28 protein-coding genes are annotated in these 22,725 nt (G+C 39.2%); 8 read left to right on the forward strand and 20 right to left on the reverse strand.

The features are described 5' to 3' along the window. Nucleotides 1-20: 20 nt before the first annotated feature. The 5 genes from AAV98_RS02010 to AAV98_RS02035 form a co-directional block, all read right to left on the reverse strand. Entirely contained in the window at nucleotides 21-1,928 is a 1,908-nt protein-coding gene (locus AAV98_RS02010; protein WP_060663878.1) for an ABC-F family ATP-binding cassette domain-containing protein, read from the reverse strand. 4 nt (nucleotides 1,929-1,932) lie between these two features. Continuing rightward, nucleotides 1,933-2,562 (reverse strand): HD domain-containing protein, encoded by a 630-nt coding sequence (locus tag AAV98_RS02015; RefSeq protein WP_060663879.1) that lies wholly within the window; start codon nucleotides 2,560-2,562, stop codon nucleotides 1,933-1,935. A gap of 851 nt (nucleotides 2,563-3,413) precedes the next feature. Next, a complete protein-coding gene (locus tag AAV98_RS02025; protein ID WP_060663881.1) occupies nucleotides 3,414-4,256 on the reverse strand; it encodes a DegV family protein in 843 nt (280 codons plus the stop codon). A gap of 230 nt (nucleotides 4,257-4,486) precedes the next feature. Next, entirely contained in the window at nucleotides 4,487-5,020 is a 534-nt protein-coding gene (locus AAV98_RS02030; protein WP_060664004.1) for a glutathione peroxidase, read from the reverse strand. A 361-nt stretch (nucleotides 5,021-5,381) separates the two neighbouring features. Continuing rightward, complete coding sequence (locus AAV98_RS02035; RefSeq protein WP_060663882.1) at nucleotides 5,382-7,073, reverse strand: formate--tetrahydrofolate ligase; 1,692 nt, start codon at nucleotides 7,071-7,073, stop codon at nucleotides 5,382-5,384. Between the two features lie 199 nt (nucleotides 7,074-7,272). On the opposite strand from AAV98_RS02035, the gene AAV98_RS02040 reads away from it, so the two are divergent. After that, nucleotides 7,273-8,448 carry a diglucosyl diacylglycerol synthase gene (locus AAV98_RS02040; RefSeq protein ID WP_060663883.1) on the forward strand — a complete coding sequence of 392 codons (1,176 nt, stop codon included), beginning with the start codon at nucleotides 7,273-7,275 and terminating at the stop codon, nucleotides 8,446-8,448. Nucleotides 8,449-8,472: 24 nt separating this feature from the next. Here AAV98_RS02040 and AAV98_RS19805 read toward each other — a convergent pair whose 3' ends face one another. The 3 genes from AAV98_RS19805 to AAV98_RS02050 all read right to left on the reverse strand — a co-directional run bounded on the left by AAV98_RS19805 (nucleotide 8,473) and on the right by AAV98_RS02050 (nucleotide 10,133). Beyond that, nucleotides 8,473-8,625, reverse strand: coding sequence for a DUF3934 family protein (locus AAV98_RS19805; RefSeq protein ID WP_082380726.1), 153 nt, complete (start codon nucleotides 8,623-8,625; stop codon nucleotides 8,473-8,475). Between the two features lie 123 nt (nucleotides 8,626-8,748). Further along, nucleotides 8,749-9,438: an AIM24 family protein gene (locus tag AAV98_RS02045; protein WP_060663884.1), complete on the reverse strand. Its 690-nt coding sequence runs from the start codon at nucleotides 9,436-9,438 to the stop codon at nucleotides 8,749-8,751. A gap of 14 nt (nucleotides 9,439-9,452) precedes the next feature. Then, nucleotides 9,453-10,133, reverse strand: coding sequence for a class I SAM-dependent methyltransferase (locus tag AAV98_RS02050; protein ID WP_060663885.1), 681 nt, complete (start codon nucleotides 10,131-10,133; stop codon nucleotides 9,453-9,455). A 90-nt stretch (nucleotides 10,134-10,223) separates the two neighbouring features. Between AAV98_RS02050 and AAV98_RS02055 the strand changes: the two genes are divergently transcribed. The 3 genes from AAV98_RS02055 (at nucleotide 10,224) to AAV98_RS02060 (ending at nucleotide 11,361) form a co-directional block, all read left to right on the forward strand. After that, a complete protein-coding gene (locus AAV98_RS02055; RefSeq protein ID WP_060663886.1) occupies nucleotides 10,224-10,448 on the forward strand; it encodes a DUF3892 domain-containing protein in 225 nt (74 codons plus the stop codon). Nucleotides 10,449-10,471: 23 nt separating this feature from the next. Beyond that, nucleotides 10,472-10,615, forward strand: coding sequence for a hypothetical protein (locus AAV98_RS20475; protein ID WP_169289944.1), 144 nt, complete (start codon nucleotides 10,472-10,474; stop codon nucleotides 10,613-10,615). Nucleotides 10,616-10,728: 113 nt separating this feature from the next. Beyond that, complete coding sequence (locus AAV98_RS02060) at nucleotides 10,729-11,361, forward strand: FMN-binding negative transcriptional regulator (protein WP_060663887.1); 633 nt, start codon at nucleotides 10,729-10,731, stop codon at nucleotides 11,359-11,361. Nucleotides 11,362-11,685: 324 nt separating this feature from the next. Here the strand turns inward: AAV98_RS02060 and AAV98_RS02065 are convergent, their stop codons facing one another. The 4 genes from AAV98_RS02065 to AAV98_RS02080 all read right to left on the reverse strand — a co-directional run bounded on the left by AAV98_RS02065 (nucleotide 11,686) and on the right by AAV98_RS02080 (nucleotide 15,776). Then, nucleotides 11,686-12,438 (reverse strand): ABC transporter permease, encoded by a 753-nt coding sequence (locus AAV98_RS02065; RefSeq protein ID WP_060663888.1) that lies wholly within the window; start codon nucleotides 12,436-12,438, stop codon nucleotides 11,686-11,688. After that, complete coding sequence (locus AAV98_RS02070; protein ID WP_231687670.1) at nucleotides 12,435-13,154, reverse strand: ABC transporter ATP-binding protein; 720 nt, start codon at nucleotides 13,152-13,154, stop codon at nucleotides 12,435-12,437. Before AAV98_RS02070 ends, AAV98_RS02065 begins: the two co-directional genes overlap by 4 nt. Before the next feature lie 101 nt (nucleotides 13,155-13,255). Continuing rightward, a complete protein-coding gene (locus AAV98_RS02075) occupies nucleotides 13,256-15,427 on the reverse strand; it encodes a DNA topoisomerase III (protein WP_060663890.1) in 2,172 nt (723 codons plus the stop codon). Nucleotides 15,428-15,530: 103 nt separating this feature from the next. Continuing rightward, complete coding sequence (locus AAV98_RS02080) at nucleotides 15,531-15,776, reverse strand: hypothetical protein (RefSeq protein WP_060663891.1); 246 nt, start codon at nucleotides 15,774-15,776, stop codon at nucleotides 15,531-15,533. 197 nt (nucleotides 15,777-15,973) lie between these two features. Here AAV98_RS02080 and cspD point away from each other — a divergent pair, with 197 nt between their 5' ends. Together cspD and AAV98_RS02090 are read left to right on the forward strand one after the other, a co-directional pair. After that, the gene (gene cspD, locus AAV98_RS02085) at nucleotides 15,974-16,174 is read left to right on the forward strand and encodes a cold-shock protein CspD (protein ID WP_060663892.1); all 201 of its coding nucleotides are present in this window, start codon (nucleotides 15,974-15,976) and stop codon (nucleotides 16,172-16,174) included. 121 nt (nucleotides 16,175-16,295) lie between these two features. After that, on the forward strand, nucleotides 16,296-16,577 hold the full coding sequence (locus AAV98_RS02090) for a DUF2564 family protein (protein WP_060663893.1): 282 nt from the start codon (nucleotides 16,296-16,298) through the stop codon (nucleotides 16,575-16,577). A 56-nt stretch (nucleotides 16,578-16,633) separates the two neighbouring features. Here the strand turns inward: AAV98_RS02090 and AAV98_RS02095 are convergent, their stop codons facing one another. Continuing rightward, complete coding sequence (locus tag AAV98_RS02095; RefSeq protein WP_442853668.1) at nucleotides 16,634-16,822, reverse strand: zinc-finger domain-containing protein; 189 nt, start codon at nucleotides 16,820-16,822, stop codon at nucleotides 16,634-16,636. 23 nt (nucleotides 16,823-16,845) lie between these two features. Then, entirely contained in the window at nucleotides 16,846-17,499 is a 654-nt protein-coding gene (locus tag AAV98_RS02100; protein WP_060663894.1) for a ribonuclease H family protein, read from the reverse strand. A 169-nt stretch (nucleotides 17,500-17,668) separates the two neighbouring features. Between AAV98_RS02100 and AAV98_RS02105 the strand changes: the two genes are divergently transcribed. After that, a complete protein-coding gene (locus AAV98_RS02105; RefSeq protein WP_060663895.1) occupies nucleotides 17,669-18,061 on the forward strand; it encodes a reverse transcriptase-like protein in 393 nt (130 codons plus the stop codon). A gap of 1,171 nt (nucleotides 18,062-19,232) precedes the next feature. Here the strand turns inward: AAV98_RS02105 and AAV98_RS02110 are convergent. Further along, complete coding sequence (locus tag AAV98_RS02110; RefSeq protein ID WP_060663896.1) at nucleotides 19,233-19,505, reverse strand: DUF6123 family protein; 273 nt, start codon at nucleotides 19,503-19,505, stop codon at nucleotides 19,233-19,235. 62 nt (nucleotides 19,506-19,567) lie between these two features. After that, entirely contained in the window at nucleotides 19,568-20,056 is a 489-nt protein-coding gene (locus tag AAV98_RS02115; RefSeq protein ID WP_060663897.1) for a divergent PAP2 family protein, read from the reverse strand. A 96-nt stretch (nucleotides 20,057-20,152) separates the two neighbouring features. Between AAV98_RS02115 and AAV98_RS02120 the strand changes: the two genes are divergently transcribed. Next, the gene (locus tag AAV98_RS02120) at nucleotides 20,153-20,293 is read left to right on the forward strand and encodes a small, acid-soluble spore protein L (RefSeq protein ID WP_060663898.1); all 141 of its coding nucleotides are present in this window, start codon (nucleotides 20,153-20,155) and stop codon (nucleotides 20,291-20,293) included. Nucleotides 20,294-20,322: 29 nt separating this feature from the next. Here AAV98_RS02120 and AAV98_RS02125 read toward each other — a convergent pair whose 3' ends face one another. The 4 genes from AAV98_RS02125 to AAV98_RS02135 all read right to left on the reverse strand — a co-directional run bounded on the left by AAV98_RS02125 (nucleotide 20,323) and on the right by AAV98_RS02135 (nucleotide 22,707). Beyond that, complete coding sequence (locus AAV98_RS02125) at nucleotides 20,323-21,192, reverse strand: 5'-3' exonuclease (RefSeq protein WP_082380728.1); 870 nt, start codon at nucleotides 21,190-21,192, stop codon at nucleotides 20,323-20,325. Nucleotides 21,193-21,382: 190 nt separating this feature from the next. After that, nucleotides 21,383-21,517, reverse strand: coding sequence for a hypothetical protein (locus AAV98_RS20775; RefSeq protein ID WP_269433424.1), 135 nt, complete (start codon nucleotides 21,515-21,517; stop codon nucleotides 21,383-21,385). Nucleotides 21,518-21,589: 72 nt separating this feature from the next. Continuing rightward, a complete protein-coding gene (locus AAV98_RS02130; protein WP_060663899.1) occupies nucleotides 21,590-22,432 on the reverse strand; it encodes a sulfurtransferase in 843 nt (280 codons plus the stop codon). Nucleotides 22,433-22,449: 17 nt separating this feature from the next. Continuing rightward, nucleotides 22,450-22,707: a YpbS family protein gene (locus tag AAV98_RS02135; protein ID WP_060663900.1), complete on the reverse strand. Its 258-nt coding sequence runs from the start codon at nucleotides 22,705-22,707 to the stop codon at nucleotides 22,450-22,452. Nucleotides 22,708-22,725: the final 18 nt, after the last annotated feature.

Here is a 22,725-nt window from a genome sequence, read left to right on the forward strand (position 1 = left end):
AAAATACACCCCTTCTATTCTTATGATTGCTCTTTTATCTTTTCTACTTTTTCAGAGAGTTCTTCCCATCGGTTCATTGCCTCATCTAACAATTGATTGGTTTCTTCTTGCTCTGTAAGCCACTTGCTAACCTTTTCATAATCGCTTCCTGCTGCTGCAATCTCTTTCTCAATGGTCTCAAGCTTTTCCTCAAGCTCCATAATTCTTTCCTCTATCGTATCCCAGTCTTTTTGCTCCTGATAGGACAATTTTAAGGTTTTTTGTTTTTGGCGGGCTGCTGTTTGTGTATCTTTTTTTGCTTGCTCTAACTGCTTCTGTTCTTTCAGCTTTTGTTGTTGCGCTTGTACATAGTCTGAGTATTCGCCGAAAATCCTTTTAACGTTACCGTCACCTTCGAGGATAAACAGTTCATCCACAACTTTATCTAAGAAATAACGATCATGGGAAACAGTTATGACAACCCCAGGGAATTCATCTAAATAACCCTCTAAAATGGTCAATGTCTCAGTATCTAAATCATTGGTAGGTTCATCAAGAAGCAATACATTTGGCTGGGACATGAGTATTCTTAATAAGTATAATCTTTTTCTTTCTCCTCCTGAAAGCTTCCGTATTGGAGTACCGTGGGAATGGGGCGGAAAAAGAAAGCGCTCGAGTAACTGTGACGCACTGATATGCTGTCCGTCTTCTCCTTTAATAACCTCGGCTTCTTCTTTTATATATTCTATCATTCTTTGATCAAGATTCATTTCCTGCTGCTCTTGGGTATAGTAACCAAGTTTAACAGTTAATCCAACATCCACTTTACCGAGGTCAGGTGAAATTTTTTGAGCAAAGACATTTAATAGGGTAGACTTACCAACCCCATTTGGTCCGACTATTCCGATTCTGTCTTTTTGCTTGATTAATAAGTTTACATGTTTAAGAATTACCTTGGTTCCAAATTGAAGAGATACATCTTCTATTTCCATTACTTTTTTCCCAAGCCTAGCAGAGCCTGAAAGTAGTTCTAATTCACCAGTAGAGGAAGTGGAGGATACTCTCTCATCTAGGTCCTCAAAACGCTTAATTCTTGCTTTTTGTTTCGTCGTTCTCGCTTTTGCTCCTTTTCGCATCCATTCTAACTCCTGGCGATAAAGGCTCTTCTGTTTTGCTTCTACTTTAAGTTCTTCTTCCTGCCTGACCGCTTTTGCTTCCAGGTAATCTCCATAATTACCTGTATAAGTGTAAATGGAGCCATTATGCAGTTCGAATATTTTGTTTGTTACTTTATCAAGGAAATAGCGATCATGTGTTACAAGCAGTACCGCTCCTTGGTACTTGCTCAGATAGTCTTCTAACCATTCTATCGCCTCAAAATCCAGATGGTTAGTAGGTTCGTCCAATATAAGTAAATCTGCAGCTTCCACCAAAGTTTGAGATAAAGCTACCCGTTTTTTCTGACCACCTGAAAGATTGGATATCTGCTGGTTTGTATCCGTAATTCCCAGTTTATTTAGAATAGCCTTGGCATTTGAGCTTGCATCCCATGCTTGAAGCTGATCCATTTGTGCTTGAAGCTTAGCAAGTTGATCCTGAAGTTTTTCGTTCAGCGGGTCCTCTTGGATATTCTGTAAGCATTTCTCATATTGTCGAATGACATTGTTCGTATTTGACTCTTTGCTGAAGATTTGTTCCATTACTGAAAAAGATTCATTTAATTCTGGCTGTTGAGATAGAAACCCTATTGTATAGTCATTGGAAGCAGTAATGGTTCCTGCATCAGGAGTTTCTATTCCGGCGATAATTTTTAAAAGGGTGGATTTCCCTGTACCATTTACACCTATTAGACCTACTCTTTCTTTTTCTTGAATACTGAAGGAGGCCCTCCCAAGCAGTACTTTTTCCACATATGTTTTAGATAGATCTTCCCCAATCAACATTTTCATCTTGTTATATCTCATTCCATTCTTTCATAAATTGATCTACAAATTTCTTCATGAATTCATGACGTTCCAACGCAATCTTTTTCGCTTCTTCTGTTTGAAGTGTATCTTTTAATAGAAATAACTTTTCATAGAAGTGATTAATGGCTGTGGACTTTTCGCCTCTGTACTGCTCATAAGTCATCGATGTTCTGGCCTCTATTTGAGGGTCGTACATCGCTCGTCCTTTTGCTCCAGAGTACATAAATGTCCTGGCAGCCCCAATGGCACCTAGTGCATCTAGCCTGTCAGCATCCTGAACCACTTTCCCCTCCAGTGTGTCCAGTACTATTCCATTTCCGCCTTTGAATCCGATATTTTCTATTGTATAAAGAATTTCATCTATATGTATTTTAGTTAGTGGCAGTTCAGACAAAAGTTCAACTATTTCATGTTTCGCCTTGTCTTTATTTTCCGTCATTTTGTCATCAAGTACATCATGCAATAGGGCAATGATTTCTACCATCAAAAGATTTGCATTCTCTTCTTTTCCTATATGTAAGGCAAGCCTTCTGACTCTTTGGATATGGAACCAGTCATGCCCGGTGCTGTCCTTGTTGAATAATGATTCTACGTATTCTTCTACTTTATGTATCACTTTATGTAACTCCCTTTTTCATATGATTCAGTTCCATTTTAACATGTAAAAGTCAATATCTATACCATTTCGCAATGTAAGTCATTTCATAAGTGTAACATATGGCGATTCTCTTTCATAAAATGGGCTGAGTCAGCTTAATACTTTTGGTAATTTGTTTAACACCGCTGTAGATTTCCGCAAATGGCTTCGCTTTCCGCGGGGCGACCTTGAGCCTCCTCACTTCGTTGCGGGGTCTCAACATTGTCGCTGCTCCCCCGCTGGAGTCTTCGCCTTTTGCTCCAATCTGCAGCTAGAAATTTATGAGAGCTAGATGTTAATGCTTCATCAATTAATTCTGTTAAATTGCTTTTTTCTAAGCCTCTCCGTGAATGAGGTTACATTGTTGATTGGAGTGGGAGGCGCCAAGGCGCCCGCGGTAGGAAGGGACATATAAGAAGCTGGAATAAAGTGAGGCTTACGGACCGCCCGCAGGCAAGCGAAGCGCATGGAACGGAAATCCACTGTATTACAAACTTGCTTATCATCACAACAAAAAAGCTAATGGCTACGTCTTGGGTTAGCGGACGTTGAACATTAGCTAGAAAGGAAAAAAGAATGAATTATTCTTGGAATATAAACCGTTCTCAAATTGGAACTGCCTGGTTTGGCACTCATATCGTCCTAATCAGATGCAATTATAGGACAAATGAAGTGTTAGCTGTATTTAAGAGTGACCACGCTCCATTTGAACCTTCAGCTAATAGCTGCGCCGAAACGTTATCTAGATATATTAGTATAGGTTACACCTTATTAGGTGCTTATGCTCTTGGTGATAAGGAGGTTCAATATGTCCTTCAGTTTCGTTAATTTTATTCATTATACCAGGAAATACCGATTGTATTTACTCCAGCATGAACTGCAATTGCTGTAGAAAGCGGAAAGCGATTAATTGGTATATCAGGATATTTTCCCCTTAGGTTGTCCACTAGGGCGTCCGCTTCCTCTACGTTAGTGCCATGAAGGACAAATAGTTCTTTGATCGTTGAATTTGCTTGAGCCACTTCTAAAAAATCCACTATTTTTAATAGCGCTTTCTTATGTGTGCGGACTTTTTCTGCAACATCCAATGTACCATCTTTAATTTGTATGATCGGCTTTATTTGAAGCAGACTGCCTAATAGCTTTTGTACACCTGACATCCTTCCGCTTCGATGCAATTGTTCTAAACTACCTATCAAAACATATATATCACATTTTGTGGATAAATCGTTTAGTATTTCTATAATATTCTCATATGACTTCCCTGCTTCTTGGGCTTCTATTCCTCTTTTCACCATTGCAGATAAGGGAAATGAGATGACTTTGGAATCTATTGTGTGAACGGGAATATCTACAAGTTCCCCTGCCTGCGTACTAGATGACACAGTCCCGCTTAAATGACTAGATAAATGTACGGATATAATCCGGTCATATGATTCTGCCAATTTATTGTACAACTCAACAAATGCACCTACAGAAGGTTGTGATGTTTTGGGTGGGGTGTTACTTGCCTCTAGTTTTGTATAAAAATCCTCTAAAGATAGTGTCACACCATCAAGAAATTCCTCTTCTTCAAAATAGACCACCATCGGAATGCTGTAAACATCAGGATGATTTGACAACATCTCGTCCAAATAAGCTGTGCTATCTGTTACCCAAGCTATTTTTTCCATAGTAAATCCCCCTTCTCTCTATCTTTTATCTTATTTTATTCTACTATTCTGATAATAATACTTACAACCATAGATTGTATCCAAAATGAAAATTTGAATAGTGATATTATTATTTATTCGATAATAAAACAAAAAAACCCTTCTCTGTTTTTAGAAAAGGGATTGCTTTTATAATAGTATTAAAAGTGAAAATTTATTCTTTAGCCTTTACTTAGATAGAAGTGAATTTATTATAGTAGTTTTTCGATATCATTTTTCATTTTTGAAGGAGATGTTGCCGAAGCAAATCGCTCCACTACGTTTCCGTCTCTGTCTACAAGGAATTTGGTGAAATTCCATTTTACTGCTTTTGATCCCAATAATCCTTTTGCATTTTCTTTTAAATAATCAAATAGCGGGTGCGCATCGTCCCCATTTACATCTACTTTGGAAAACATGGGGAAAGAGACACCATAATTCAACTGACAAAATTCACTAATCTCTTCTTCTTTACCAGGTTCTTGATTTCCAAATTGGTTACATGGAAAACCAAGTACCATAAACTTTTTGTCCTTATATTCTTTGTAAAGTTCCTCTAACTCTTCAAATTGTGGCGTAAAACCACATTTGCTAGCTGTATTGACAATTAATAGGACGTAATCTTTATATTCCGAGAGCAGTACTTCATTTCCTCTTATATCTGGTGCAGTAAAATCATAGATTGTTGCCAATGCATTCACCTCATTTTTCTTTTTATTATGGATTATGGTGTTATCCCTGTCCATCATTTGTGTGTAAAACTAGCTATTAGTCTCTACCATAAACAAAAGCTTGTCTCTTAAATCATCAATATTGTCTTCCAGGATAAATAACTTCAGCTTTAAGTTGTACACTCACTACTTCCGTGTGCCTCATGATATGTATGTATGTTTCTTTCTAGCCAGACTTTTGAAAGAGAAATTCTCCAATTCTCCACCTCTTTATGTAGGTTCGAATCTTCTGACACGTTTTTAGTAAAAATAACTTAACGGTACAGCCAGGAGCCTCTGAACGCTTCAGAAGCTCACCATACACCATCCAGGTCTAAGTCATATAAATCCCCTTCAATGACTACCTTCAAATTATCAAAAACGGTTGAATCAAACATTAGAACAAGCCTACCGCTTTGCCCTTTTCATCAACATCCATCTTCAGTGCGGCAGGATCTTTTGGAAGACCCGGCATCGTCATGATGTTCCCGGTTAACGCAACGATGAAACCTGCTCCTACAGAAGGTTTCAACTCTCTAATGGTAACCGTGAAGTTTTCTGGCCTTCCAAGCTTTTTGGCATCATCCGTTAGGGAGTATTGTGTCTTGGCCATACATACTGGCAAATGGCCCCATCCTTCTCCAACAATTTGCTGAAGTTGTTTTTGGGCAGCTGGCAACAATTCAACTCCTGATCCACCGTAAACATTCTTTACAATTGCCTCAAGTTTTTGTTCCAGTGTGTCCTCTGATTGATAGAGTGGAGTATAGGAAGTTTCTTTTGCTTCTATTTGCTCCAGTACTGTTTTAGCCAGTTCAAGTCCTCCATTCCCACCTTGTTCCCACACTTGCGTGAGAGCCATTGGAATCTTATTTTTCTGGCACCAACTTTTCACAAACTCTATTTCAGCAGCTGTATCTGTTATGAATTCATTAAGGGCTATCACATACGGCAGACCGAACTTTTCTATTGTTTCCACATGTTTTTTCACATTTTCTATCCCTATACTGAGCGCTTCCAGGTTCTCTTCTTTTAATTGGTCTTTTGACATGCCCCCATGCATTTTAATGGCACGTATTGTAGCAACAATGACAACTGCCTCGGGATTAAATCCAAGTGCAGGTGTCTTAATGTGTAAAAATTTCTCCGCACCAAGGTCTGCACCGAATCCTGCTTCTGTAACCACGTAATCCCCTAATTTTGCCGCCATTTGCGTCGCTATTACACTGTTACAGCCATGGGCTATGTTGGCAAAAGGACCTCCATGAATGATGGCAGGCGTATGTTCCATAGTCTGCACAAGGTTTGGCATGCATGCGTCTTTAAGGAGTAAAGTCAAGGCACCTTCTACCTTTAAATCTTTTACCGTTACTGGTTTCTTTTCCATATCGTATCCGATGACGATACTAGCAAGTCTCTCTTTTAAGTCAGCTACATCTTTTGCCAAACAGAATACAGCCATAATTTCAGAGGCAACCGTAATATCAAAGCCATCTTCTCGGGGCACCCCTTGTGTTGGTCCTCCCATTCCGATGACTACTTTTCTTAGCGCTCGATCATTGAGGTCGAGCACCCTTTTCCAAGTGATCCTTCTTGTATCAATTTTTAAATCGTTTCCCTGATGGATGTGGTTGTCAATCATGGCTGCAAGAGCATTATTGGCTGTCGTAATGGCATGAATATCCCCTGTAAAATGGAGGTTGATATCTTCCATCGGCAACACCTGGGAATATCCTCCACCAGTTGCTCCGCCCTTCATTCCCATCGTTGGTCCTAGAGAAGGTTCACGCATAGCAATTATTGTCTTTTTTCCCAACTTGTTCATTGCTTGACCAAGCCCAACTGTAACGGTAGACTTTCCTTCTCCAGCAGGAGTAGGATTAATTGCTGTAACCAAAATTAATTTTCCATTTTGTTTATTATGTAATCGCTTTGTAATGTCCAGGGAGAGTTTTGCTTTATATTTTCCATAAAGCTCTATTTCATCTTCTTCAATATCAAGCAGCCTTGCGATGTCCATAATTTTTTTCATGGAAGCTTGTTGGGCAATTTCAATATCACTCTGCACTGCTGTCTTGGTATGCTTCATCATTCATTCCCCCGTTTTAACTGATAAACTTGTATGTTTTTTGCAATGCTATTATTGTACCACTATTCCTAAAAATTATGGATTAGTTGTGCTCATCCGTACATGAAAATTTACATAAAATTAGAAAAACTTTAATTTCCTTATAACAAAAGATTGATACTATTTTATAAAGTAGGAATTGTAGTTAGGGGGATTAATGATGAGGCATAAAGGGTCGAAAATTGTTATTTTGACTGCTTCTTATGGAAACGGCCATTTGCAGGTGGCTAATTCTTTATATCAAGAGTGTGTCAAAAGAGGATACGAAAATGTAAAGATATGCAACCTGTATGCAGAATCACATCCGTTCATTTCAGAAGTGACAGAAAAGCTTTATTCCAAAAGTTTTACATATGGAAAGCAATTTTATAAGTTGTTTTATTACGGAACAGATTTCATTCAAAATAAAAAGATGCTTCGTTGGTATTACCAATACGGATTTAAACGACTTACTTCTCTAATTGAAACAGAAAATCCGGACATTTTCATAAACACTTTTCCAATCAACGCTGTACCTGAATTCCGTCGTAGAACAGGAATAGTTATACCTACCTTCAATATCATCACCGACTATTGCCTGCACAGTCTTTGGCTTCATGACGATATTGATAGATATTATGTTGCGAGCAATGAATTAAAAGAAAAGATTCGTTCAAGAGGCGTAACTGATTCGAAAATTGTAGTAAGCGGTATCCCAATTCGTCCTTCTTTTTCTCAACCGTTAGACAAGGGTATTCTTTTTAACAAATACCGGATCAGTCCCAAAAAAGATTTAATCCTACTTATCGCTGGAGCTCATGGAGTACTTAAGAATATAAAGGAAACATGTGAAACACTTTTGTTAAAAACAGATCATCAACTTGCTGTTGTGTGCGGCAAAAATCATTCTTTAAGAAACGAAATGGCACAACTCGAGAATAGGTACCGAGATAGATTACATTGTTTCGGATACATGGAGAGAATTGATGAACTGTACAGGATAGCCAGTGTCATGGTGACTAAACCTGGGGGAATCACTCTTACTGAGGCTACGGCAACCGGTACTCCTCTTATCCTTTATATGCCTGTTCCTGGCCAAGAAAAAGAAAATGCACTCTTTTTCTCAGAAAAGGGTGCAGCGTTAACAGCGAAAAATCAGGAAGAGTTGCTTAATACCATCGATTCTTTATTAAAAAGCAAACAGAAACAACTTTCTTTGCAATCATCCATTAGAAAAATGTACTTGCCCTCTTCTCAGGAGAAAATCATGACAGATATACTCAATGAGAGCGAGAAAATATCACGAATGAAAAATCACTCTATTATAAAATCACAGAAAAAAAAGCTTGGGAGCTAAATAACGCTACCAAGCTTTCCCCTATTATTCAGATCCACTAGTTCCTTTTGCTTTGGCACCTTTACTCTTGTAGGGTTTGTTGCTTTTGGCTTTATTTGCTGCTTTTTGCCATCGGCTCCATCCCTTTTTACCTGTTCCGCGGCCAGTTCCTCCGCCTTTGCTCTTTCCACTACTCATTTGTTTCACTCCTATATATTTCAACCAGACTCTGTTAAACACAGCTCTAATAACTTTTTGTATTAAACATCTAGCTTACTACATTAGAGTGATTAAGAAAAGGTTTTTTGTGTCGAAGGTGTGCTATTCTCCTGTTGAGACAATTTCTTCAAATGGCTGTACTACCACAAAACCGTTACCGGCGAATTTCATTTGAATTGATTCTCCACTTCCTCTTCCAAGGAAAGTCTTCAATTGCACGTCTGTGACAAACTCGGGTTGGAGGTTACCTGACCATGCAACCGTTGCGTTAGGATCTGTATAAACAGGCTGACCAGGATTCACCATTAAAGTGAGAGGCTCATAGTGCGAGGTAAATGCAACCATTCCACGACCTTCCAGCCTTACATTGAAAAGTCCACCTGCCATCATGCCTGCCACTCTTCTCATAAGTTTAATGTCCCAGTCTAATCCTTTTTCAAAAGCAAGCAAATCGTTGCCGTTAATATAAATGCTGTCACCTTCCAAATCAAGGATTGTAATTTTTTTACCTTGATCAGCAATATACAGCTTCCCGTTGCCTGAGGCCTTCATCAGTTGTGAACCTTCCCCGGTAAGGGCTTTTTTCATCAATTTCCCCAAACCGTGTTCTAACATACCTTCTCGTTGAAACTTGATGGAACCCTCATAGGAAATCATAGAACCCATTTTAGCCCATATGTCTCCTTTAAGATTTACCTCAAGTATTCTTTCTGTCTCTAACTCGAATAGACCTTGCCCTTTATCCTCTTGCCTACTTTTTTGAATAAATTGCTGAATGGAGTATTTAGACATAAAAAATCTCCCCTTTATTTTTTCTGCAACTCAAAAACCCACATGAACGTTAATGCTTGCTTTAAAAAGCGAGGTAAATTAGCAGTATCCAACTTTTTCGCTTCTTCCTTATATACGGGCATCCCGTCCAAAAGTTCCCAACCATTTTCAAGTGCCAACCGTTCAAACTCCCATGGCATCATGGTGTTGCAGATTGCTTCTTTTCCATACAGCCTTTGGTAGCTATGTGCCCTTGGTCCGGCAGTTGGTCCCAACAACCCCAAAAACAACTTTCCACCTGGCTTTAACACTTTTTGAAATTCTTCTAACACTTGAAGAGGATGTTCTACCCATTCAATTGAATTAATAGCCATCACGGCGTCCATGGACTGATTCTTTAATGGCAGCTCCGTCAAACTCCCCTTTTGAAATTTGATGTTTGTATGTACCCGTTTTTTCACAGCTCTTTCTATCATGGCTTCTGCAATATCCACTCCTATTACATGGTACCCATTCTCAGCAAGCAAGAATGAACCAAATCCATCGCCACACCCTGCATCCAAAACATGCGCTTCTTGAGTTAGCCTCTCTTTTATAAATGGAATAATAGTCTTCCTGCTACCGTTTAACCACATGTTTTCACTGTTTTCGTGCCAAAAATCTGCTCGCTCATTCCATACCTTCTCTGTTTCTTCATTCCAATTGAACTTCTTCATAATAATCCCTCCCTTAACTACTCCCTATAAACCGTATAAATTTATTCTACAAGGAAACGCTACAATCGTATAGAGAAAGGAGGATCTACTTTGAGCGAAACATTTGTAGCAGTTCAGAAGAATGGCGATGGTGATATCACAGGTTTTAAAACATCCAGCGGCAGAGTTCTCTCCTATCAAGAAGCTGTAAACGACGTAAATCAAGGCACTGTCCTTGGAGCAAATGTATTTAAAGGTAAAAACGGCGAAATGTATATAAGAGGAAACCCCGACGGGGATCCGACAAACAACTTGGATAACTTACCGTTATTCTAAACGAACAGAAGGAGCCAACAATCATGACGAAAAAGTATAACAAAGGCGGAAGCCAAAATCAGAACAGCCCTACAAGCAGCTTCACAGCAGGGAGCGAAAAAGTTGCCGGGGATAATAGCAAGGGAAATAAGCGAAATAAAGATCAAAAAGATAAAACGGAACTATAATTCTTGCGAGCTGTCATTTAGGCAGCTCTCTTATTTTTTTCTCCATACGCCCAGAAAATCCTATATAATTTCAATAAGTGCTATTCTATTGAAACTGTAAAGGAGCTTGCCTCATGTATGTACCTAAGCAATTTAGAAAAGAAGAAACAAACGAAATTATCCAATTTATCCGAGCAAACAGTTTCGGAGTATTATTCTCCCAGCATGATGGAGTTCCCACTGCTACCCATTTACCATTCATCCTATCTACTGAAGAGGACGGCAGCATCACGTTACTTTCGCATATGGCAAAAGCAAATCCCCAATGGAAAACACTGGACTCAAAAGATGCACTAATAGTATTTAACGGACCTCATGCCTATATATCTGCTTCATGGTATGAAGAAGATAATTCTGTTTCCACTTGGAATTATGTGAGTGCACATGCGCATGGGAAAGTAGAAGTGATACAAGAGGACCAGACCTTACTACATATCTTGAAAGAAGCAACAGACTTTTATGAAAAAGAGCTGGAGGTACCTTGGCGATTGGAAGAAAACCTCGAAACAGTCAAAAGCATGTTAAATGGAATTGTTGGATTGAGAATAAGTGTTGAAAACCTTCAAGGCAAATGGAAACTAAACCAACATCATTCAATCGAACGAAAAGAACGTGTCATCGAACAACTGAAAAAACAATCACAATATGATTCTAAAGAAATTGCTAAATTAATGGAATTAGAGTTACAAAGAAGTAAAAAGGGATGATCTAAACTCAGGTCATCCCTTTTGTTTTGAGAATTTTCTACTATAAACTTTACCTGAAGGGTATCGACCTTAACTCATCTCCCTTAGGAGTTTTCGTCATTGGCTCCAATACAAAGCTAGAAATTACATTAAAGAGGACGCTCCTAATTACCTAATTTAGAGAACAATTCATCACCTTTAGTTGAATGAAGCTACCTTGGTGATTGGAGTGGAAGGCGCGAAGACGCCCGCAGGCAAGCGAAGCGCCTGGAACGGAAATCAACTGTGGCTTATACTTTTTTTTGAGAAAGCCACTATTGATGAGTTGGCTTTTTTGATGGTTATTTATCTTAATCTGATAAGCTGCTTTCTATTGTTAAACAGTGTTGGGTAAGACAATAATCCAAGCATGATGCTTGTGACAGAAGCTGTCGTCAGTAATAAGAATACGATAAGCAGTTGAAATTGTACCGCCTGAATAGGACTGGCTCCAGCGATAATCTGCCCGCTCATCATTCCTGGCAGCTGCACAAGTCCGATCGTCTTCTGACTTTCAATTGTTGGAATCATACTCGCTTTAATTGCCTGCATCAATTGGGTATGTATGGCCTGTTTGGGTGTCCCGCCAAGGGTAAGGATCAGATCGATTTCATCCTCCCTTGCTTCAATCTCGGATAAAAATCTATTAAGAAAAAGAATGCCGAGTACCATAGAGTTACCGATAATCATGCCGCTTATCGGAATAATATACTGTGCAGTTGCAGGAATAATATTGAAACCAATCAAGATTCCTTGTGTCAATACTTCAATGAAAATGAATGTTACTGCCACCTTCCAAGTGATCCCTTTAATTGAGGTCTTCTTTCTTGCAACATTTTGAACGGCTGCCCCAATGATCACGAGTACCATTAAAATGATAAAAGTATATCCTTCCGACTCAAACACAAATGTTAACAGGTAACCGACGATTAATAGCTGTATAACAGACCTGATTACAGCAACTATCGTATCTTTTTCAAGTCCAAGACGAAATGTTTTAGAAAGTACGATAGGTATTAGGACAAAAATGAGGGCAATAGCGAGCGTAAAGACGTTCATTTCAGTTCCCCCTTTAGAAATGCTTGGACACGATTGTTCGTTGAGTTTTGTATCTCCTTGCTTTTCCCCGCTTCTAATAGTTCTCCATCCATTAAGACCCATGTATAGGTTCCCACAGTTAAAGCCTGATTTAAATTATGTGTGATCCAAATAATAGTTGTGCCATACTTTTTGCTTACTCTTTGAATTAATTCATTGATTTCCTTTTGGGAAGTTTGATCCAAGGAAGAAGTTATTTCATCCAACAGTAACACTCTTGGACGATTAACAAGTGTTCTTGCAATCGACAATTTTTGTCTCTGTCCACCTGATAGATCTTTTACATGTTGATGCAAATGGCTGTCATCTAGACCTACTACATTTAATAGGTTAATTGCCTCTTGCGCATCAAGAGATCGTTCTTGGAGCCGCAAAGGTAAGGATAGGTTTTCGAATACATCTCCTTCAACCATTGGAGCACTCTGAAGGGCAATACCAATCTGCTTACGAAGCTCTGTTGGTTCGTAGTCAGTCAGCTCTTTACCATCTATTATTATGTCACCCGATGTAGGAGTCAGAAGACCGTTAAACATCTTCAACAAAGTTGTCTTACCTGCTCCAGATGGTCCGACAAAGGTAGTGATTTCTCCTTCTGTAATGACTCCAGTAATTCCTTTGAGAATAAGTTTACCATCTGTCTTGTACTGAACGTTCTTTAACCGTATAGCCTCCTGCAAAAGTAGCCCTCCCATCCTATTAATAGTACATACTATACCCTTTGTTTCATAAAAAAATAAGGCCGAGCTTCTAACACTCGACCTTAAAGATATTAAGAAACCTAAAATACAAATTGTAATTTATCTTCTTTCCATTCTAAAGAAGCATTAAATACCTTTTCTCCTTTTTTGAACCCCTTAATCTCTGCTGTTCTCCCTTCAGTTAATAGTTTTTTTGCATTGGAAGCAGAGATAGTTTTTCCGAGTATTTTTTTTGAAATGGTGAAATTGCACTTATTTGAATTGTAGTTTGAACATCCGTAAAATGATCCCTTGTCCACTACATCTCCGTTGCATTTTTTACACGTACCCACCTTTGTGCCGACACCTGTAGAACTTCTGCCCCTGCGCTTTCCTTTGGAGTATTTGAATTCACTTATATCCATTCCTTCAAATGACCATTGTCCGCTTTCATTTTTTGCATCCTCTATCAATTTTATCGACAGCTTTTTTGCCTGTTCCATGAATTCTTCTGGTGATGCTGTTCCTTGACCTATTTCATGCAAACGCTGCTCCCACTTGGCAGTCATTTCAGGGCTTGCTAGAATACTTGATCCAATAGACCTAATTAGGAGCTTTCCTTTATTAGTAGCGAATACTTGGTTTCGTTTCACATCAATATATTTTCTGTCTTTTAACACACCGATTATCCCAGCACGGGTCGCTTCTGTACCGAGGCCCTCCGTTTTATTAAGGACTTTAGTGAGCTCACCGTCTTCTAGGTGTTTTCCAGCCGTTTTCATCACTGTTATGAGTTGACCTTCTGTATAACGTTTAGGAGGCTGGGTCTTTCCTTCTTTTACTTTCACATCATGTACATGTCCAGTTTCTCCATTTGCAAGGGATGGGAGGTCTTGTTCATCTTCATCTGCTTCCTTTTCTTTTTTGTTACCATAAATGACCGTTCGCCAGCCTGCCTGAATTTCTTCTTTTCCTTTGGAGACAAATGTGGCACGTCCATCTACCAATGTATGTATCGTTGTGTAGTCAAAAATAGCTTTATCGTAGTGAGCAGCAATGAGCCGTTTTACAATAAGTGAATATATTTTCTCTTCATCTGGAGACATTTTAGAAGGGTCCGTCACCTGCTCGGTTGGAATGATGGCATAGTGATCTGTCACCTTTTTCTCATTTACTACCCTTTTATTATTCATGACAGATGAAAATGGAAGTGGAAAATAATCCTTAAATTCTTTAAATCCGCTCAATTTTTGCAAAGTTTCAGGAAACATCCCTGCCTCTTCTTTTGTAACAAAGCTTGAATCAGATCGTGGGTAGGATATAATTCCTTTAACATAAAGCTTTTGTGCAACCTCTAATGTTTTTTGTGGAGAGAACTTATAGAGACTGTTGGCAGTAGCTTGCAGAGAGGATAGGTTAAAAAGAAATGGCGGTTGAAATTCTTTCCGTTCTTTCTCGATGTTTTCTATTTTTGCCTCTTTTCCTTTACAAAACTGCACAATCTTTTCGGCTAAGTTCGCATCATCCAGCCTTGATTCTTCCTCCTTATGCCATTTACCTTTATATTTCTTTCCATTCATATTAAAGGTGGCGAGTACTTCCCAAAAAGGCTTGGATACAAAGTTTTCAATTTCTATCTCTCTTTTTACAATTAAGGCAAGTGTGGGAGTTTGAACTCTCCCGGTAGAAAAAACATCGGATATCCCTTTTTGCTGCAGGAGCAGCGTATAAGCTCGCGAAGCATTCATACCAACCAGCCAGTCTGCACAAGATCTACTCAGCGCTTCATAGTACACATTTCGCGTTTCATGTTCCTCTAAAAGATTCTCAAACCCTTTTTGAACAGCCTTAGGGGTCAAAGAGGAAATCCACAAACGCTTTAACGGTTTATGACAATTGCTAACTAGAAGAATGATGCGTATAATCGCCTCTCCCTCCCGCTCTGCATCGCCTGCCATAATAACTTCTGTCACTTCAGGATGATGAACTAATTTTTTGACGGTTTGGAATTGCTTCCATTTGGATTTGGTTACTTTGTGTTGGAATTTTTCGGGTATGATTGGGAGAGTTTGCAGGGACCAGCGCTTCCACGCCTTATCGTATTCTTCCGGAGACAATAGTTCACAAAGATGTCCAACAGCCCATGTAAGTAAGGCACCTTTAGGGAACATAGGTTGGGGGGGAATCTCTACATAGCCATCCTTTTTCTTGTAGGAAAATGGAGCAGCAAGCTTTAATCCTTGATCTGGCTTTTCGGCGATTATTAATTTCACTACATCTTCCACTCCACTCTATAAAAATAAATGTAGGAAAAGAGTGTGGCTTCCCTTCTCTTTTCCTACATTAATTATAAAAGCAAAACATTTGTTTGTATAGTTACACGGTCACAATATTTTTTTGTGGCACTATGTTCTGGACGGTAATTAACGGATAGGCACTGTTTTGAGTTTCTCCAATAATAAGGTATTCACCAACTTGTAGTGCGAATGTATCCATAAAATATATCTCATCTAAAGATTTGCCCAAGCTGCTGTAGATAGTATCCTCATCTAAAGAGTATAAACGAAGATTTGTTTTAATACGTAAAATCATTTCCCTACCTTCAAATTTTGTTCGCAGCATAGCTTATCCCTCCTTACCCTATATATATGAAAGGAAAAGGAAAATAAAACAGGTACAAAGTTTGAAACCTTGACTCTAATAGAGGAAATATTGTATATTGAAGTTGTCATTTAACCGCTTTCTTCTCTGATGGAAATTGGTTATGATAATACTATTTCACGGCACATTGTGCGCTATTTTTAGGAGGAAAAAGAACAATGCAAAACGGTAAAGTAAAATGGTTCAACAACGAAAAAGGTTTCGGATTTATCGAAGTAGAAGGTGGAGATGACGTATTCGTACATTTCTCTGCAATTACTGGTGAGGGTTTCAAATCCTTAGAAGAAGGCCAAGAAGTTTCTTTTGAAATCGTTGAAGGAAACCGCGGACCACAAGCTGCTAACGTTTCAAAACTTTAATCTATAGTTGTAAAACATATATGTAAAGGGAGAGACCATCATTTAAATGATGGTCTTTTTCGTTTTAGTGAATATCTTTGGCCTCTTTTACTTATTCTAAACTAAGAAGGAGGCTGTAATAATGGATAAACAACAATATAATAACAATATGGAATTGCACACAGGATATAATGATTTGGCTCAAGTTCAGGTATCCATCCAATCTGCAGAAAAAATGGTGGGGTCGGCTACTATGAGTCTGGATCCAGAAGCTATGGATCATGCAGAAAGAGCCATTTCAAACGCTAGATCTCTACTTAACGATGCAAAAAGCGCAGGAACAGGGTTAGATACAGATTTTCTTCAAAATTGTGAGTTATCCCTTTCTCAATGCGAACATCAGCTTTCTGAAGCACGAAAATAACCGCCTAAACGGGCGGTTTTTTAGTTCGACAAAAAACCAGTCAGCGAAGCGTTGAATTACTTACGCTCCACTAACTGGTCTCCTAATTTCTTGATTTCAGCACCTACTGTACATTCGTTGATACAAAATGCTTGAGCATGTGTCTTGCCATAGTCTTTCCGCAACGTCTGCTTCACCAGGCATTCCGTACAATAAGTATCTAAAATTTCACCAACTTCCAAAAGTATCTTTTTTCGATTCATCATTGTTTATTGTCACTCCTATATATTCACAGTTGCAATTTACTTTCTATTGGCGTTCCTTCTAGTGCTTGTTTGGCCAGCTGATGAGCCTCGGTATTATCTTTCCTTGATACAGGTTCATATATTGGCCGTATCTTAAGCTCCTTCATCTTCGCTTCTATTTTATCAAGCCATCGGTTAAAAAGTTCATCATAACACGGCCATTCTCCAGAAAGTTGATTTAATACGACAAGAGAGTCGCCCTTAAAAGTAACTTCCATTGCACGGATTTCAAGATGCTCCAATTGTTGAACCAAAAAATAAAAAGCAGCATACTCCGCTTCGTTGTTCGATTCCAATTCTTCAAGCCTTGCATTTATTCTGTATCTGTAGTCTTTTCTATTTTGATTATAATAAACCACATTTCCGATTCCCGCCAGTTTTGAGTCTCCGTCATATCCACCATCAAAGTAAGCAACAACGTCAGAAATCCCTACTTCACTCTGCTTAATCCATTTGTTTATTTCTTTCTTGGTCCATTCTGATCCATCCTCATCAAAAAAAGAAAGACGTTTGACTCTCCCTGTCTTTTCTATATCTTCTGCAAGCCTAAGCGCCAGCCTAATATCAAGTTCATCACTTCTGAAAGTGGTCTCAATATGTTTAGGAGTGTGGTAATGCCATTCTAAGGTCAATTTCATGATTTGGAGATCCCCTTTACTACTAAGTGATTCTTACTTATGCCCTATGGCCGGAAAAAGCATGGGCATTTTGTCTTTATTACTTTATTATTATTGTGTATTCTTATCTTATCACAGGACATATCGAAATATGTTCGTGTAACACTTATTTAATAGGCAGGCGAATGCAATGATTGAAGTATATTTTGACGGGGCAAGCGCAGGGGATCCCGGTCCATCTGGTGCTGGCATTTTTATAAAAGGCCATGGTCGTGCAGAACAATACAGTATTCCGCTCGGATTGATGTCAAATCATGAAGCAGAGTTTCATGCGTTGATTGAAGCATTAAAAATATGTAAGAAACAAGGTTATCAAATTGTTTCTTTTCGCACCGACTCTCAGGCGGTGGAGAATGCGATGGAAAAGCGTTTTGCCAAAAAACAGCAGTATCGCGTGTTGTTGGAGCAAGCTTTAAGCTTATCCGATCAGCTTGAGTTATTTTTCATTAAGTGGGTCCCGAGTAAAGAGAATAAGATGGCCGACGAGTTGTCGAGGAAGGCGATTCAGCTTAATAAGAAATGATAGGGTTTTCTGCTACCGTTTTTGGTTTTTTCATGGGAGTTTTGTTTTGGAGGAGAAACCGCTTTTCAATTACCTTTTTGGGTTTCTCCATGGGCGTACGGGAGGAGAGACGGGCTCTCTTCTACCGTTTTGCATTTTTAACTGTCAGTTAGGGAGGAGAGGACGACTCTCTACTACCGTTTTGCATTTTTCTTGGCAAGTTCGGGAGGTGAGACGGGCTCTCTACTACCGTTTTGCTTTTTTTCTGGCTAGTTCGGGAGGTGAGACGGGCTCTCTACTACCGTTTTCCTTTTTTCCTGGCTAGTTCGGGAGGAGATCGACTCTCTTCTACCGTTTTGCATTTTTTCGGGCTAGTTCGGGAGGTGAGAACCACTCTCTTCTACCGTTTTGCTTTTTTTCGGGCTTGTTCGGGAGGAGAGAACCACTCTCTTCTACCGTTTTGCATTTTTCCTGGCCAGTTTGGGAGGAGAGAACCACTCTCTTCTACCGTTTTGCATTTTTCCTGGCCAGTTCGGGAGGAGAAAGCGACTCTCTTCTACCGTTTTGCATTTTTTCTGGCTAGTTCGGGAGGAGAGAACCACTCTCTTCTACCGTTTTGCATTTTTCTTGGCAAGTTCGGGAGGTGAGAACCACTCTCTTCTACCGTTTTCCTTTTTTCTGAGCAAGTTCGGGAGGAGAGAACCACTCTCTTCTACCGTTTTCCTTTTTTCCTGACTAGTTCGGGAGGTGAGAACGACTTTCTACTACCGTTTTGCATTTTTTCTGGCTTGTTCGGGAGGAGAGAACGACTCTCTACTACCGTTTTGCATTTTCTATGGATAATTCGGGAGGAGAGAACGACTCTCTACTACCGTTTTGCATTTTCTATGGATAATTCGGGAAGAGAGAACGACTCTCTTCTACCGTTTTGCATTTTTTCTGGCTAGTTCGGGAGGTGAGAACGACTCTCTATTACCGTTTTCCATTTTCTCTCGCTGCTTCGGGCATATAGATCCCCTCCATTTTACCTTTCACCCTTTTTCCCCGCAGCTTCCGGCATTTTTGCCCTTACTCCTTCATGCATATAAAACCCCTCGATATCCCCCTACCAACCTGCTTCGAGCACATAAAATCATCTTTATGTATCACTCCTAACAACAAAAAAACTTCCCCGTCTAATCAGGAAAGTCTTTTAGATGATCTGTTTCGCCTTAGCTAATTCAAACGCTGCATGTTTAGAATGAATCTGTTCGTGTTTAATCATTTCCAAAAACGAGACGAAAAAACTGCCGTCAAACTGCTTTTGTGCTTTTAGGGTAATTTCGATAGCTATGTTGACCAAATAGTCCGAGCTATCTGTATAGTGCTTGCCAAATTCTATAAAACCGAGAGAATCTTCTCCGAATTTAAAACCTTTTGCGGTAAGTTGTTGAAGGTAATCTTCTGTACTCCATGATTTGTTCAAATTTATCCATCCTTTTGTACGTCCCCTTTTTCAATTTTACCGCAAAATTTGTCGTTTGCCCATTAAAGTTTGTCCCAAAGTTCCAATTTTTTCTTTTTTGGAAACAAGCGCATCCCTATAAAAGCTAGAATAATACCGAATATAGCTCCTCCAACTACTTCTTCCGGTTGATGCCCCAAACGTTCTTTTAATCGTTTTTCTAATTTGTCATGGACATTCTTGTCAGGTTTTCCTTCCAGTCTATCCAATTTTTCAGCAAGATCATTTACCGCAAGAGTTATTTCACCTGTTTGTCTTCTAACTCCCTGTGCATCATACATAACAATCAGACCAAATATGGCAGAAAGCGCGAAATCTATTGTTCTAAAACCCCTTTTCATTGCAATGATGGTGGCTAACGCTGATACTCCTGCAGAATGTGAGCTTGGCATTCCTCCCGTTTCAAAGAAGGTATTCCACTCCCATTTGCCTGTTCTAAGGAATTTTATCGGAATTTTTAGGAATTGTGCCAATGTGATAGCACTCAAAGCAATTTTTAGTGGTCGATTCAAACTAATCACCTCATCTGTAGTTTGAGTCATTTCGAACGACCCAATGCAACATAATTTTCAGCTGGAAAAGGAAAACTAAGAAAGGAGGTGAGAAGCATGGGTAAGAATAATTCTGCAAACAGAGGCAAGAAAGCTCCTGGTGTAAACCCTCAAGGTTACGGCCAAGATACGGAGTTTGCCCAAGAAGTACATTCCACGCTTGAAAATAAGGCGAAAAAAGACAATACGAAACGATAAAAAAGAGAAGATGACTTGTTCATCTTCTCTTAACAAACTTTATCAATAAATCCATGTAAATTACTAAATTCCAACTCATCAAATTTACTAGCGACTTTGCCGCGGTCAATTGTGATAGTGGCATCATTTAATTCACAGGTAACTGGTACATCACACTTAATTGTTGCAAGTTCTCTAGAGAGATGCAATAAATCCAAGCTGTCTTCAAATTTCTGACGTTGACTTTTGGTAAGAGCAGACAGATTTTCTAAGATCCCATCGACTGTCTGATATTCCATCAACAGCTTTGTAGCGGTTTTTTCCCCTACACCTTTAACTCCAGGGTAATTATCACTGCTGTCCCCCATTATTGCTTTAAGATCAATCAGTTGTTGCGGTGTTAGTCCCTTTTTCTCATAGAACCCATTCTCATCTAACACTTCGTAGTTGCCATAACCTTTCATTAGCAATGCTACTTTAATATTTGGTTTAATCAGCTGAAGAACGTCTTGGTCACCCGTTAGGATAATGACCTCTGCTTCTTCACGGTAAAGTTCTGCAAGGGTTCCTAAGCAGTCATCTGCTTCAAATCCTGCAAGTCCAATATTTGGGATATCAAATGCCTCTACCACTTCTTTTACAAGGTCAAATTGTGGGATCAATTCTTGTGGAGGTGCAGGTCTGTTTGCTTTATAGTCATCAAACATTTCTGTGCGGAATGTCTTGCTTCCCATGTCCCAGCAGCAGACTACATGGGTTGGCTCGAACGTTTCCATTGACGTAATCATATGTTTAACAAATCCCTGAATTGCATTCGTTGGGACTCCGTTGGATGTATACATGAAGCGATTATAAACACTGGTTGCATAAAATGAACGGAATAATAAAGCCATTCCATCTATCAATAATACTTTTTTCAAAAGAACACTTCCTCTCTATTCCGATTCTGATTATAGCATATTTTAGAGTTGGAGGACAGGCATTCATGGAAGAGCAAATGTTCAAATAAACGGTGAATTAATAAAAAAACTGCCCAAAGTCAAAAAAGCGACTTTGAGCAGCGTTGTAGAAATCGAAGCCATCACCCAAAAAAGGAGGATGGCATAAAACTTACTGGTTTTTCTTATTTGTCATTTTTGCTGCTTCGTATTCCGCATAGGAAGCAAACTCTGTATCCATGTTTCCTTTTTGTTTAGCGTTATTGTTGCGCTGTGCATTTGCATTTCCTTTTTTCGTACGTCCCATTCTAATCTCCTCCTTCATATGGTGGATCTCTTATAGTTTGCTCAAGAGAGCACCAATTCAGTGAGGGTAAATTTAGTTCTTTAATTTAGATATTGGGTTGTTTGTGTAACTTATCCAGTCGCTCCAGCTGCCGACATACAGCTTAACTTTTTCATAGCCAGCTTCTTTAAGTGCTAATAATGTGGGGCATGCTGTAACACCAGAACCGCAGTAGACTACAATTTCTCTCGAAGGATCCAACTGGGAAAATCTTTCTTGCAATGCTTCCGTCTTTTTCCACTTTCCATTTTCCATATTCTCCATCCAGAAAAAATTCAGAGCGCCGGGAATATGACCGGCAACCTTATCAATTGGCTCTTCTATTCCACTATAACGGTTTGACTCTCTTGCATCCAGAAGGTAAGTTTCTCCGCTTTGAAAAGAAGTCAACTGGGATTTAACCTCTTCCATATGTATGACAAAATCTTCTTCTTTCACCTTAAATGTAAAAGTGCCATGTTTTTCTCGTTTAGGCACTTCTCCTGTTACAGGACACCCTTGTTTCAGCCATTCACGATAGCCTCTATCCATTATGTGAACATGCTCATGTCCTAAAATCTTTAACAAAAACCACAGCCTTGAGGCCATCGCGCCGTTTTGATCATCATAAAGCAGTATTTTACCCTCATCATGAACTCCGATGTTTTGAAGTTTATGATGAAGTTCCTTAAAATCAGGCAAAGGATGTCTGCCTCCATGTGTATTTACTGCACTAGATAGATCTTTGTTCAAATCCATATAGTGTGCACCTGGGATATGACTTTCTTGATATTCTATCCGTCCTTTATCAGGTGCTGCAAGATGGAAGCGACAATCAATGACTGTGAGGTCGTTTAAGTGCTCCTTCACCCAATTCACTGAAACAATATGTTTCATGCTCTCTCCTCCGCATATTAGTGACTTCGAGAAACAAACTCTTCTACCATTTCTTTGGTTACCAGTTGTCTCTGAGGTGCAATCCCTTTCCGTGCGAGTTCGTTTATTCTTTTTGTTACTTCATTAATTTTTTCGGTTGAAAATGGTTTGTTGTTACGGCAAAGTACGATTGCCTCTTCAATGTATGCTTCTCTTTGTTGTTCTAGTTGTAAAAAATTCATCACTACTTGATTCTGTTTTCTAGAATGTTCACTTATCGCTTGATGTACGCTCATGGTCGTTCCTCCAATTTA

Origin of the sequence: Bacillus sp. CHD6a (assembly GCF_001293645.1) — a bacterium.
Lineage (GTDB): Bacteria > Bacillota > Bacilli > Bacillales > Bacillaceae_I > Sutcliffiella_A.

Coding starts and splice junctions, on each gene's coding strand:
- AAV98_RS02010 (WP_060663878.1), bottom strand. CDS start 1,928: ATGAAAATGTTGATTGGGGAAGATCTATCTAAAACATATGTGGAAAAA.
- AAV98_RS02025 (WP_060663881.1), bottom strand. CDS start 4,256: ATGGAAAAAATAGCTTGGGTAACAGATAGCACAGCTTATTTGGACGAG.
- AAV98_RS02030 (WP_060664004.1), bottom strand. CDS start 5,020: ATGGACAGGGATAACACCATAATCCATAATAAAAAGAAAAATGAGGTG.
- AAV98_RS02035 (WP_060663882.1), bottom strand. CDS start 7,073: ATGAAGCATACCAAGACAGCAGTGCAGAGTGATATTGAAATTGCCCAA.
- AAV98_RS02040 (WP_060663883.1), top strand. CDS start 7,273: ATGAGGCATAAAGGGTCGAAAATTGTTATTTTGACTGCTTCTTATGGA.
- AAV98_RS19805 (WP_082380726.1), bottom strand. CDS start 8,625: ATGAGTAGTGGAAAGAGCAAAGGCGGAGGAACTGGCCGCGGAACAGGT.
- AAV98_RS02045 (WP_060663884.1), bottom strand. CDS start 9,438: ATGTCTAAATACTCCATTCAGCAATTTATTCAAAAAAGTAGGCAAGAG.
- AAV98_RS02050 (WP_060663885.1), bottom strand. CDS start 10,133: ATGAAGAAGTTCAATTGGAATGAAGAAACAGAGAAGGTATGGAATGAG.
- AAV98_RS20475 (WP_169289944.1), top strand. CDS start 10,472: ATGACGAAAAAGTATAACAAAGGCGGAAGCCAAAATCAGAACAGCCCT.
- AAV98_RS02060 (WP_060663887.1), top strand. CDS start 10,729: ATGTATGTACCTAAGCAATTTAGAAAAGAAGAAACAAACGAAATTATC.
- AAV98_RS02065 (WP_060663888.1), bottom strand. CDS start 12,438: ATGAACGTCTTTACGCTCGCTATTGCCCTCATTTTTGTCCTAATACCT.
- AAV98_RS02080 (WP_060663891.1), bottom strand. CDS start 15,776: ATGCTGCGAACAAAATTTGAAGGTAGGGAAATGATTTTACGTATTAAA.
- cspD (WP_060663892.1), top strand. CDS start 15,974: ATGCAAAACGGTAAAGTAAAATGGTTCAACAACGAAAAAGGTTTCGGA.
- AAV98_RS02090 (WP_060663893.1), top strand. CDS start 16,296: ATGGATAAACAACAATATAATAACAATATGGAATTGCACACAGGATAT.
- AAV98_RS02095 (WP_442853668.1), bottom strand. CDS start 16,822: ATGATGAATCGAAAAAAGATACTTTTGGAAGTTGGTGAAATTTTAGAT.
- AAV98_RS02100 (WP_060663894.1), bottom strand. CDS start 17,499: ATGAAATTGACCTTAGAATGGCATTACCACACTCCTAAACATATTGAG.
- AAV98_RS02105 (WP_060663895.1), top strand. CDS start 17,669: ATGATTGAAGTATATTTTGACGGGGCAAGCGCAGGGGATCCCGGTCCA.
- AAV98_RS02120 (WP_060663898.1), top strand. CDS start 20,153: ATGGGTAAGAATAATTCTGCAAACAGAGGCAAGAAAGCTCCTGGTGTA.
- AAV98_RS20775 (WP_269433424.1), bottom strand. CDS start 21,517: ATGGGACGTACGAAAAAAGGAAATGCAAATGCACAGCGCAACAATAAC.
- AAV98_RS02130 (WP_060663899.1), bottom strand. CDS start 22,432: ATGAAACATATTGTTTCAGTGAATTGGGTGAAGGAGCACTTAAACGAC.
- AAV98_RS02135 (WP_060663900.1), bottom strand. CDS start 22,707: ATGAGCGTACATCAAGCGATAAGTGAACATTCTAGAAAACAGAATCAA.